This is a genomic window from Thermocoleostomius sinensis A174 (genome assembly GCF_026802175.1).
GTDB lineage: Bacteria > Cyanobacteriota > Cyanobacteriia > Elainellales > Elainellaceae > Thermocoleostomius > Thermocoleostomius sinensis.
The window spans coordinates 5,289,560-5,301,624 of sequence record NZ_CP113797.1; the positions used below are offsets into that span (position 1 = coordinate 5,289,560).

At 47.8% G+C, this 12,065-nt stretch carries 11 protein-coding genes and 1 pseudogene; 8 read left to right on the forward strand and 4 right to left on the reverse strand.

Annotated features, from left to right (window positions below):
• The first annotated feature begins 106 nt into the window (after nucleotides 1-106).
• A complete protein-coding gene (crtH, locus tag OXH18_RS22935) occupies nucleotides 107-1,678 on the forward strand; it encodes a carotenoid isomerase (protein ID WP_268609821.1) in 1,572 nt (523 codons plus the stop codon).
• A gap of 4 nt (nucleotides 1,679-1,682) precedes the next feature.
• Here the strand turns inward: crtH and OXH18_RS22940 are convergent, their stop codons facing one another.
• The 4 genes from OXH18_RS22940 to OXH18_RS22955 all read right to left on the reverse strand — a co-directional run bounded on the left by OXH18_RS22940 (nucleotide 1,683) and on the right by OXH18_RS22955 (nucleotide 6,169).
• On the reverse strand, nucleotides 1,683-3,062 hold the full coding sequence (locus tag OXH18_RS22940) for an HlyD family secretion protein (protein WP_268609822.1): 1,380 nt from the start codon (nucleotides 3,060-3,062) through the stop codon (nucleotides 1,683-1,685).
• Between the two features lie 75 nt (nucleotides 3,063-3,137).
• Nucleotides 3,138-5,327, reverse strand: coding sequence for a peptidase domain-containing ABC transporter (locus tag OXH18_RS22945; RefSeq protein WP_268609823.1), 2,190 nt, complete (start codon nucleotides 5,325-5,327; stop codon nucleotides 3,138-3,140).
• 382 nt (nucleotides 5,328-5,709) lie between these two features.
• Nucleotides 5,710-5,883: a hypothetical protein gene (locus OXH18_RS22950; protein ID WP_268609825.1), complete on the reverse strand. Its 174-nt coding sequence runs from the start codon at nucleotides 5,881-5,883 to the stop codon at nucleotides 5,710-5,712.
• 109 nt (nucleotides 5,884-5,992) lie between these two features.
• Nucleotides 5,993-6,169: a hypothetical protein gene (locus OXH18_RS22955; RefSeq protein ID WP_268609826.1), complete on the reverse strand. Its 177-nt coding sequence runs from the start codon at nucleotides 6,167-6,169 to the stop codon at nucleotides 5,993-5,995.
• A gap of 332 nt (nucleotides 6,170-6,501) precedes the next feature.
• Here OXH18_RS22955 and OXH18_RS22960 point away from each other — a divergent pair, with 332 nt between their 5' ends.
• From OXH18_RS22960 to OXH18_RS22990, 7 genes and pseudogenes are all read left to right on the forward strand, one after another.
• Nucleotides 6,502-8,583, forward strand: a complete 2,082-nt coding sequence (locus tag OXH18_RS22960; RefSeq protein WP_268613239.1) for a DNA polymerase III subunit gamma/tau — start codon at nucleotides 6,502-6,504, stop codon at nucleotides 8,581-8,583.
• 364 nt (nucleotides 8,584-8,947) lie between these two features.
• Nucleotides 8,948-9,183, forward strand: a pseudogene (locus OXH18_RS22965) (BrnT family toxin).
• Complete coding sequence (locus tag OXH18_RS22970) at nucleotides 9,173-9,457, forward strand: hypothetical protein (RefSeq protein WP_315874620.1); 285 nt, start codon at nucleotides 9,173-9,175, stop codon at nucleotides 9,455-9,457. Before OXH18_RS22965 ends, OXH18_RS22970 begins: the two are co-directional and overlap by 11 nt.
• Nucleotides 9,458-9,914: 457 nt before the next feature.
• Nucleotides 9,915-10,175, forward strand: coding sequence for a hypothetical protein (locus OXH18_RS22975; protein WP_268609829.1), 261 nt, complete (start codon nucleotides 9,915-9,917; stop codon nucleotides 10,173-10,175).
• Between the two features lie 7 nt (nucleotides 10,176-10,182).
• Nucleotides 10,183-10,563: a PIN domain-containing protein gene (locus OXH18_RS22980; RefSeq protein WP_268609830.1), complete on the forward strand. Its 381-nt coding sequence runs from the start codon at nucleotides 10,183-10,185 to the stop codon at nucleotides 10,561-10,563.
• A 215-nt stretch (nucleotides 10,564-10,778) separates the two neighbouring features.
• Nucleotides 10,779-11,534, forward strand: a complete 756-nt coding sequence (locus OXH18_RS22985; protein WP_268609831.1) for a helix-turn-helix domain-containing protein — start codon at nucleotides 10,779-10,781, stop codon at nucleotides 11,532-11,534.
• Nucleotides 11,535-11,644: 110 nt separating this feature from the next.
• A complete protein-coding gene (locus OXH18_RS22990) occupies nucleotides 11,645-12,058 on the forward strand; it encodes a Cif family virulence factor (protein WP_268609832.1) in 414 nt (137 codons plus the stop codon).
• Nucleotides 12,059-12,065 lie beyond the last annotated feature (7 nt).

The window sequence follows — 12,065 nt, forward strand, 5'->3', positions numbered from 1 at the left end:
TTTTTGGGGTACAACCATCGATACACTGGTAGGTGATAGTTAACTGGTGCAGGTTTCAACGCTGATTGCATCAGTTTTTAACGAAACGGTATCGATACACTTGCTTATGTCTGCTTTTCCCCCTGCCAATGTGGTTAAGTCTGTTGCTTCTACTTCATCCGATCGACATGAGACGACTGATTCACTCGAAGACTGGGATGTGATTGTGATTGGGTCTGGTATCGGAGGGTTAGTGACGGCCAGTCAGCTTGCTGCTAAAGGGGCACAGGTATTAGTACTAGAGCGTTACTTGATTCCGGGAGGCAGTGCTGGCTATTTTGAGCGTCAAGGCTACCGCTTTGATGTGGGGGCTTCGATGATGTTTGGTTTTGGCACAGAAGGTACGACCAATTTGCTGACCCGCGCGCTCGATGCCGTTCATGTCAAAGTAGAAACAATCCCTGATCCCGTGTCGCTGCACTACCATCTGCCCGGCAATTTAGATCTAAAAGTGCATCGGGATTATGAGAAGTATTTGCAAGAACTGATTGCCTATTTTCCCCATGAGGCGGTTGGTATTCGCAGATTTTATGATGAGTGCTGGAAGGTGTTTAATTGCTTGAATGCAATCGAACTCCTTTCCCTCGAAGAACCTCGTTACTTGATGCGCGTATTCTTTCAAAATCCGTTGGCGTGTTTAGGCTTAGCCAAGTATTTGCCGCAGAACACAGGAGACGTTGCCCGTCGATACCTTTCCGATCCCACCTTACTAAAGTTCATTGATTTGGAATGTTATTTCTGGTCGGTGGTTCCAGCCGATCGCACCCCGATGATTAATGCCGGCATGGTGTTTAGCGATCGTCACTATGGCGGTATTCACTATCCTAAGGGTGGCGTCGGTCAAATTGCCCAAAAGCTAGTAGAAGGACTGGAAAAAGCAGGGAGCCAAATCCGCTATAAGGCCAGAGTGACAAATATTGTCATGGAGCGGGGCAAAGCCGTTGGGGTGAAACTGGCCACAGGAGAGGTGTTGCGGGCGAAACGGGTGGTCTCAAATGCCACCCGCTGGGATACATTCGAGAAACTATTGCCAGCAGAGTCAATGCCGCGATCGGAACAAAAATGGCAGCAGCGCTACCAAAAATCGCCTAGCTTCTTCAGTTTGCATTTAGGCGTCAGGTCTGAGGTATTGCCGACAGGCACTGATTGCCATCACATTCTGCTGGAAGATTGGCAAAAAATGGAAGCGACTAGAGGCACCATTTTGGTTTCCATTCCCACAGTGCTCGATCCGAGTTTGGCTCCTGCGGGACATCATATTGTTCATGCATTTACGCCCGATTGGATTGAAAACTGGCAGGGATTATCGTCGAAAGACTATGAAGCCAAAAAAGAAGAAGTTGCCGCAGAACTGGTCGATCGCCTTGAAGCCATTTTTCCCGGACTTGCAGCCGGACTTGACTATCAGGAAGCTGGAACTCCGCGCACCCATCGCCGCTTTTTGGGCCGAGATGACGGCACCTATGGGCCAATTCCCCGCCGTAAACTGATGGGTTTGTTGGGAATGCCCTTTAATCGCACCGCCATTCCAGGATTGTATTGTGTGGGCGACAGCACATTTCCTGGCCAAGGACTGAATGCTGTAGCCTTTTCGGGATTTGCCTGTGCCCATCGCATTGCCGTGGATTTGGGGTTATAGCCGCTTATAGATCTGTCCAAATTCGAGCTTTGCGCAGAACAAACTGCAAGAAAGTCTCTTCCCTAGACACAATCGTGGCCGAGGCTTCCATGCCCGCCTGAATTTGACATTCTCGGTTGTGGCGCACCAACGCTGGACGATCGGGTTGAATGATCACTTCAAACGATCGACTGTTGGAATTGGAACTGGAGTTTTGTGAGCTTGTAGAATCGGTTGATTGATTCTCTTGGGAAGCCACATCCGGGGCAACGGCAATCACGTTGCCCTGCAATACCCCGTAATCAGGATAAGGACAAGCGTTAACTCGAACCTTGGCAAGTTGTCCAACTTCTACTTTGTCAATATCTTGGTTGGCGACCGAGGCTTTGATCACGAGCGGGGCATCATGTGGAGCAATTTGCGCAATGCTGTCTCCTGCCCGCACAATCTGATTGGGATTAGACAGATTTAGCTTCAACACCGTGCCCGTCGTCGTTGCCCGAATAATTGTTCCTTCTAAATCGCGCTCGGTTTGTTCTAGTTGAGTCTGATCGCGAATTAACTGAGTTTGTGCTTCCGAACGACGCTGAATCAGGGATTCTCGTTCTTTGCGAAGTTCAGCGATCGTGGCTTGTCCTCTCGCTACCTGTTGTGTCACCTGTTCCTGAGCCGCATTAACGCTGGCAGTAGTGGGATTGAGGGCTGCTCGTGCTCGTTCCAGTCGGGCTTCGGCACCCCGGAGGGCCGTTTCTTTTTCGCGAAGCTGCAAATCTGATACGGCCCCAACGCTTACAAGACGTTCATAGCGATCGCGTTCTTCTCTGGCATATGCTAGCGATGCCTCTGCCTCTTCAAAATCGGCTTGGGTAGTAACTTGTCGTTCTTCCAATTCGCGCTGATTGCGTCGAGTTTCTGCCTCGGCGGCGGCAATTGACCCATCGATCGATCGATTTTCGGCCGCAATTTGCGCGTTCAACAGGCGAATTTGCGCATCAAATTGATCCAGTTGTAATTGCCCTTGTTGCACACTGGCCTGTAGCTGGTTTTTTTGAATTTGTAATTTTGTATCGTCTAAATACGCCACAATGTCACCTTGGCGCACGGTTTGATTTTCCGTAACTTCTATTTGTTTGATTGTTCCTTCTAATTCAGTCTGCACGACTCGTAAGTCCCCGTCTGGTCGCACCGTTGCATCGGCTTTTACCGCAACGTTATATCTTGTCACGGCTGCTAGCGCGATTGTACATCCGATGGCTCCAACTAAGAAATAACCACTGAAGGTGATCCAGCGACTAATAGATGGTAGAAATTCATCAGCCTTAATCAGAGGAATGGCGTCGAGTGCAGATTGAGAAGGCTGAGAGGATGAAGCAGAGTCGGATTTGGGTTTAAAAATCTGAACCATGAACCACCTTCTTGATTAATCAACAATAGAGAAATGAAAGATACTTAATCTGTCTATTTGTGGACTGAAATAAACCTACCGATCGAAGCTGTTTCTGTCTGGGGCTTCTCCATACAGCGCATCCAGTCGATTACCTGTATTGGCAAAGATATCGGCAGGAGTGCCTTGCAGCTTCACTCGCCCTTGTTCCAAGAGCAGTACCCAATCAGCGCGTTGAATCACCGCTGGACGATGGCTAATCAAGACTGTCGTCTTACCGCGACGATAGGCAAACAACTGATCGAGTACGTTTATTTCACTAGCGGCATCCAACCCAGACGTTGATTCATCTAAAATCAACACAGGAGGATTATTAAGCAAAGCCCGAGCGATCGCTAATCGTTGCCGTTGTCCACCTGATAGATTTGTAGCAAATTCTCCTAGAATTGTCTGATACTTGTTTGGTAAATTACTAATGAATCCATCTGCACCTGTTACCTGACACACTTCAACTACCTGATCAAAGCTGGCATTGATATCTGCAAGTTGAAAATTCTCTAGAATCGATCGATTCCAGAAATGAGGTTCCTGCGAGACCAGCACTACCTGTTTTCTTAGACTATCTAGCGATAAATCTTGTTGATTGTAAGCGCCAATCCGAATGTTGCCCGACTGAGGTGAATAAAGACCAGCTAACAGCTTGGCTAGCGTGCTTTTACCACATCCTGACTGACCAATGATAGCCGTCACTTGCCCGCCGGGAATGCGCATCGAGAAATTATCCAGCAGATCGTCGCGATTTTGATAGTTGAAGCTAACGTTATCACAGACAATTTCAGCATCAGCGGCGATCGTTGCAGATGGTTTTTGTGCATCTTCTAAATCTTCAGGAACTGCTTGTGTCACTTCAGATAAGCGATGAGCCGCCGCCTTGATGCGCGTATATTCATCAACAAAACTGACAACGGTGCTAATGAAGTACGAGAAATTGTCGTTCATGGCTTTGAATGCCAGCAGTTGCCCAATGCTGAAGTTTTCAGCCGGATTGATCACTAGATTGCCGCCAAACCAAAGTAATGCAATACCGCCTGCACCAGACACTAATCCAGCAAACGAGTTGTTCATGATACTCAATTGGTTTGTCCGGAGGCTGAGATTAGCCAGTACACTGTAGCGTTTTTGAAATTCTTGCCAAAACCGAGGAGCCGCCGTCATGGTCTTCAGCGTCAGTGCACCTTTGAAGGTCTCTACCAATACACCCTGATTCTCGGTATCTGTGACTAGCAACGCTTGAGTTTTGCGGCGCAGCGTCGGTTGCACAATGACTACGCAGACCGACATGGCAATAGCAATCATCAGTGCGACGATTGACAGCTTCCAACTGTAAAACAGCATCAGTGCTACCGACAGAATGGCGACAAACGACTGGCTGGGCAAGTTAACAATCACCTGGGAAACAAGATGATTCAGTTGCTGAATGTCTTGTAGACGGCTGACGACTTCACCACTGCGGCGCGATTCATAGTAACTTAGCGGCAAATGCAATAAGCGTTTACAGAATTCTAGAACCAGTCCTAGTTCTAATCGCTGAGCAAAGTGAGTAATGAGATTTGCCTGTACCCACTCTAAAATGTTACTCACAACGGTCATTGCTAAAACTGCAATCGCGACTGTATTCAGTAACTTGAGATCGCCACGCACTAACACGTCATCGGTGAGAATCTGTAGCAGAATCGGTGATGCCAATGATAGCAATCCAATCACCAAGTTCAGCATCAATGCTTGGCTCAACATGCCGCGATATAGATAGATGCGCTGAAAGAAGCGGCCAAAACCGCCTGCATCCTTGTCTGTTCCGGTGATATCCGTACTGAAGCGGCTGGGGTCTGGCTCTAGCAACAGCATCACCCAATCGTTCCATCCTTCAGCTAGCTCGGTTGCTGACAGACGCCGCACGCCGATCGCCGGATCAACGACTACAAACTGCTTACCTTGCTTACCATACAGCACAACCCAGTGATTGCCTTTCCAGTGAATAATAGCCGGTAGTGGGGCTTCGTTAATCCGATTTAGTACTTCAGGTGATGCTTTGACCGGGCGTGTATTAAAGCCCAAGTCATTGGCCCCTTGCTGCAAACCCCACAGATTTGTACCTTGCTGCCCGGTTCCTACAATCTCTCGAATGCAACTAATGCTGAGCCTTGCACCATGATGTCGAACGACAGACGCTAAACACGCGGCTCCGCAATCTTCTTCACCAAGTTGTTGCACGTAATGGTATTTCATCGTCTAGACTCCGTACTCGCTGCTGATCATTGTGTTGTGCAGATGATCGAGTGGTTGATTTTGCGATCGCTTGCACAAGTCGGTTTTTCTCCGTTGGTCATACGATACAAAGAAACTTGGTGAGAAGCGTTCCCCTTGTCTGTCAACTTGATTGCCAAACGGGGAGCGATCGATGGATTATCTCTGTCATAGAAATGGCAGAAAAGTGCAAGATGAATTACTCTATGTAAGCATTTGTGTGAAAAGGGGACATTTCTCGGTGAAATGCCCCCTGTTTTAATCGATTAATGATTTGAATGAACGATCGTTCTTTGGATTAACCAAAACCTGTTAACAGTTGCTAGTAAATTCTAGCAATATGGTTATTTATCGAGTTATGAACTTAGTAGCAGATGATCACCGGAACAAATCGACAAATAATTACAGGTCCATACCATGTCCAGCGACGGAAACAACGACGCACAAAGCGACGAACGCAGAAATAACCACCATTGAGAGCGGCTGTTTCATCATCGGTTAGATCTGTAAACAGCGAGTTGTCCTTCTCTAGTTCCATACCAGACTCCCTTGATAACATTGATTGCAAATGAACTAGTTACAGTTGATTGACTCTTAACAGTCATTGATGCATTTTGGTAATGCTTTCATTCACCAAGTTTCAGAACTTAGTAGCAGAAACGCTGAATTTGGAAAGCACAAACTCGGCGGACACCGAACCACGTCCGTCGCCAGAAACAACGATAAACACGGCGAACGATACAACGACGATAGCCACCATTGAGAGCAGTCACTTCATCATCGGTTAGATCCGTAAACAGCGAGTTGTTTTTCTCTAGTTCCATACCAGACTCCTTTGATAAAGTTGCTTACACATCAGTCGATCGAATCGAATTCTAATCAACTGAGAAGCTTTCGCTCGCTTTTTACAATACGGAAGTATGGTGAGGGTTGCATTCGCTCTTTATGCAAATCTCTTTGCCAAATTGCGATCGTCCGTTGGCGTAAACTAATCGAGGGTATTGCTGAAAACTACATCCTCTGTCAAATTCGATCGCCCGCAAATTCTGAGTCATAATGAATGCCCAGGCGATTTTTGATTAAGATAGTTCATTGCTGAGTGCATTTGTCCGTCGGTCGATCGCATACTCTAGAGGTGAATCTCTCCCTGCCGCCCATGCCCTACGAGCCGCTCCATCACAAATATCGCCCCCAAACTTTCGCTGAACTGGTGGGGCAAGAAGCCGTGGCCACTACGCTGACCAATGCCCTGCGCCAACAGCGAATTGCACCTGCTTACCTCTTCACCGGGGCCAGAGGAACGGGCAAAACCTCCAGCGCCCGCATTTTGGCTAAATCGCTCAATTGTTTGAATAGCCCAATCCCAACTGAAACGCCCTGTGGGGTCTGCGAAGCCTGCCGCATGATTGCCAATAGCTCGGCGCTGGATGTGATTGAAATTGATGCCGCTAGCAATACGGGCGTGGACAATATTCGAGAGTTGATTGAACGATCGCAGTTTGCCCCGGTTCAGTGCCGCTATAAGGTCTATGTAGTGGATGAATGCCACATGCTCAGCACTGCCGCATTCAATGCCTTGCTTAAAACCCTAGAAGAACCGCCCGATCGCGTTGTTTTTGTGCTAGCCACCACTGATCCCCAGCGAGTCTTACCTACAATTATTTCGCGCTGTCAGCGGTTCGACTTCCGGCGGATTCCCCTCGAAGCAATGGTGCAGCATTTGAGAAAAATTGCCAATGCAGAGGGGATCAATATTACCCCAGAGGCCCTCTTGTTAGTGGCGCAAATTTCACAAGGCGGGCTGCGCGATGCTCAAAGCTTGCTCGATCAACTGAGCCTATTAGAAGGACAGATTACCGCTGAACGAGTGTGGGATTTGGTCGGAGCCGTGCCAGAGCGAGACTTGCTGGCTTTAGTACAGGCGATCGGACAGGATGACGCCACCACAGTACTCGATCGGGCCCGACGCTTGATGGATCGAGGGCGCGAACCGTTGATTGTACTGCAAAATTTGGCTAGCTTCTATCGAGATTTGTTGATTGCCAAAACCAGTCCCGATCGCCATGATCTAGTAGCGATTACGGCACCCACCTGGGCAGATATGGTAGAACTAGTGCAAGATCTCAGCCTCAGCGCCATCTTGCAAGGGCAACAATATTTGCGAGAAAGCGAAGTACAGGTGAAAAATACCACCCAACCGCGATTATGGTTGGAAGTAACCTTAATGGGACTCTTGCCTTCCGCTCTTGCGAGTATCTCTCTATCCCCTGCATCCCCATCGAAAACTGGCGATCGCATTCCAGATGTTAATCCTGGAGCCGACCGAACCACTCGTTCTGCGCGTTCGACCCCCCCACCCACCGCCAACAAAACCAGGACAGTTGCCAATACTCCTCCACTGCCAGTCGAGCCGCCAGCCGCAGACCGTCGATCGACTCAGTTTGCACCGAGTCAGCCTGTCCAGCCCACACCCCCTGTTTCAGAACCGCTACCGCCCTCTGTTGAACCTGTGGTTGAAGCAGAACCCGTAGAGGCGATCGAAGCGACCGACGCAGGCACATCCGAAAGTGCTGTGGATTTAGAACAAATTTGGCAGGAGATCATTGCCCAAATACGGTTTCGTGGCACGCAAGTATTGCTGCAACAGCAGGGACATTTACTGGCTTTTGATGGACAAGAAGCCCGCATTGGCTTTAAGTCGCAGCCGTTGTTTCAAATGGGCAAAAAACAATTACCTAGCATTGAAGCTGCCTTTGAAGCGGTGTATCAGCAGAAAGTGCGCGTCTCTCTCGAAATTACCAGCGTCCCTGATGCAGAACCTGGCACTCTGTCAGATGGGTCTACAACCACAAATGGGTCTGCGACCAGTGCCCCGCCCCCGCGTCGGATCACAAAAAATCCCTCAACTCCACGATCGACCCAAACCACTCACGAATCTTCACCCACCTACCCACCGTCTGCTTCCATCCCCCCAGCTTCCGATTCTTCTGTCCCTTCTATCGAGGAACCTGTCTCCCCAATTTGGGACAACAATGCTGATGAGGTAAAAGACGCCGCCCGCAGTATGGCGCAATTCTTTAATGGTGAAATTGTTAACCTGGATGACGAAATTTCTGAAACTATGCCAATTGCTTCTACAGAGCAAGCCCTTACAGTGGGAGGTGGTGAAGACAGTGAAGCCTCCAGCGAGATAGATACTGATATAGACGGCGATCCAGATGCAGACGTACCGTTTTAACCTGTGCTATTCTATTTTTTGTTCTGTGGTATGGTCATGATCTGGTATCTCATCTTCTAAATTTCGCAGTGCGGGAACTGCACAACTGATTAAACAAAACTGACAACAAATCAGTATCACCACCAGCGAGAAGAAGACAAATTGTAGGGTCACGCTGCTACCTAGATCAGTGTTGGGCTGCTTTAGCCTTCGGTTGGGACGGTACTCAAATCGCTTCTGTTGAGTGCCGAAAGTGATCGCGTCAACGCCTCAGGATACGAAATATGTATTGACAATGTAAATACGGCTTGCTTACACTACGAGCATGGATGTGTATTTCGTGCTCAACGGCATTAGTTTTGTCTGAAATGATGAAAAGGCCAGAATTAACCCGATAAACATGACGGTGTCACGTTTCAGCAAGCCGCAGAAGCCTTCTTTGATCCACTGCTTGTGGTGGTTGATGCGAGTCGTAACGACAAGGCCCGAGATGCCATTATTGGGTTAGATCAACGTTGGAATTTGTTATACGTTGTCTTCATTGAGCGCGAAAACGACATCATTCGGATCATCTCGGCTCGCAGAGCGACACGCAAGGAGCGGGAATATTATGAAAGCTGAAGCGTTGAAAAAGCGGTTAGATCGGAATCGTCCCATGACGACGATTACAATTCGGATGCCTGAAGATGTGATTGAGGATTTGAAGCGAGTTGCCCCATTGCTTGGTTTCTCCGGGTATCAGCCTCTAGTGCGGGCTTATATTGGGCAAGGGTTGCGGACTGACTTAGAGCGTTTAGAAGGCGATACGGTGTCTGCGTTGATTGCAAGTTTGAAGCGCCATGGTGTCAGTGATGAAGTGCTTCAAGAGGCGCTAGTTGAAGTGACTGGGCGTTAGGTTGGATCTAGGTTGCAGCCAGCATCCCAACAACTCCAACGCAGCGGACGGACGAGAATTGCTGGTGCCGAGTTCGAGGTGATCTGCCGCCGCTGATTGGGAACGTTAGGCTAGGTATTCATGAAGTAATTAGCGTTATGAATGACACAGAGATTATCTCCAAATTTATAAAAGTTGAGCAGGGGGATGCTGAACTTAAGATCTTCGTCTGCCACATATCCTGGCCACATCCCCACGAGTCTGCATCTAATTGGGCAGTAGCTACTGCGCTTCCAATAAAATCCTCAACTAAGGAAATTGAGTCCAAGATTTTGGGAGTTCTACAAGACAAGCGTTATTTTCAAGTTTGTCAGGAGTGCCAACAGCGAAACCCTTGTGGTTGGATGCATAATGATGGCACATGTCAAAGTTGCGCTGAGAGAAATCACGGCATTATCTACTAACGGATAGAGCAACTATGAATATCACCCTAGAGCTACCTTCAGAGCTAGAACGTGAGCTAGCCAATGAAGCATCACAACTGAATCTACCTCTGGCAGAGTATATTCTGCGAGTTCTTTCCTTTCGCCCTTTTCTCCAAAATCCTCCCAAAACAGGGGTAGAACTTGTTACCTATTGGGAAAGCATTGGGGTGGTTAGTTCCCGGACTGATATCACTGACAGTCAGGAGTACGCACGCAGGTTACGCGACCAAGCTGAACACCGTGAGCGGGCTTAGGTAGCAAATGTACATAGTCGATACTGATGTCATGATCGACATTCAGCGAGGTTACTCGCCCGCTCTAGCTTGGTTCGCCTCTCTCCCAGAACTTCCAAGCATTCCTGGTTTTGTTGTGATGGAGTTGATTCAAGATGCTCAAGATAAGCAACAGGTGCGTAAGGTTCTACAGCTTGTTGCCCCGTTGCCGATAGTGTGGACTACTGAAACTGACTGCGCCCGTGCCCTCTCTGATTTCACAGCCTATCACCTGTCTCACAAGGTCGGACTGATTGATGCCTTGCTTGCTGCTTGTGCCATTGGACGCAATGCAACTCTCTGTACTTTCAATGTGAAGCACTATCGAGTTATTCCTGGTTTGCGTCTGGAGCAACCCTATAGCCGCTGAACCGCCTAACACTGCGTTGGTGCGGATAGAACGGAGGTTATCAGTAGGAATTCGAGAATATCTGCCGCCGCACAACAGCACCATTATGCGGCTCGATCCTTGGTGAGTTGGTTGCTTGAAGATTATCTGTTGGAGCTAATGAATCACCAAAATCTATGATCTATCAGACTTACCACCCTAAATCACCCCTGTCGCGGTTCATAGAATTTTTTTGGATGAGGGAAGGCGATAATTTGTCGGTAGTGCAGACCCGGTTGCTGCCAATGGGGACAATGGAATTAGTGATCAATCTGGATGAGGATAGGATTCCACTATTCGATCGTCACAGTCGAATACAGTGTGGTAGTACCAATGGCACAATGATTTGTGGGACACACTCTGAAAACTTTATCATTCGCGACGCTGGCAAAATATCTGTGATAGGTGTGCATTTCAAACCAGGAGGAGGTGGAGCATTCTTTGAGCTACCTGCTGGCGAACTTTATAACGAAAGGATTTCTGTGAACGAGATATGGAAAACTCGTGCCGCAGAGTTGCGAGATCGCCTAGTGCAAGAATCTGCTCCAGAAACTCGCTTCTGGGTGTTGGAACAATTTTTGATGCAGATGTTGCGACCGATTAATTACCATCCTGCTGTCAATTTTGCATTGCAGCAATTGCAGCAATCTGCGAATTCAACCATTCGTTCCATCACTGAACAAACCGGGTTCAGTGCTCGCCATTTCAACCAACTATTTCGAGATCAGGTTGGCATTACACCTAAGCTGTTTTGTCGGATTCAGCGATTTCAGAAAGTTTTGGAGATGCTGTCAGTCAAAGCCCCTGTTGATTGGCTAGATATTGCTTTTACCTGTGGCTATTTTGACCAAGCACACTTAATTCATGACTTTCGAGCATTTGCAGATTGTACGCCAACCGAATATCTAGATCAACGGGGCTTTCACCGCTGTCATGTCGTCCTGTCTGATTAAGGTCAATTTTTTACAATCCGTTTGAGGAGAGATTAGTTCATAATCAATAGCTGTCATGTCATAGAACTTCTTGAAGAAACATCTAGACAAAAATAAACACTCCTATTGCTATGACTTTCGAAGAACTGCAATCCAAGCTAGAAGACATTAACCACCTAGTTGCAACCTTTCAAACCTCGGTTGCATTGGAAAAATACTATGCCGAAGATATTGTGATGATTGAAGGTGACGGTACAGTCACTACAGGAAAAGAAGCCTGTCGCCAAGGGAGAGCCGTTTTTTTTAACGAGATGCTGGTTGAGTTTAGAGAGTCTAAGCTGATCAGTCAAGATATTGCAGTCTCAGCCGATCACACCTATGACTTCGTTGTAGTTTCCAATTGGTATAACGATTTCACGATCAGATATGGTGATCAAACCATTGACAACAAAAGCAATCAACTTTCGATTGGCTATTGGAAAGATGGTTTAGTTGTCAAAGAGAGTTATAACTATCCCGTGATTTCAATGCAGCCAACAGTATGAGGAACGA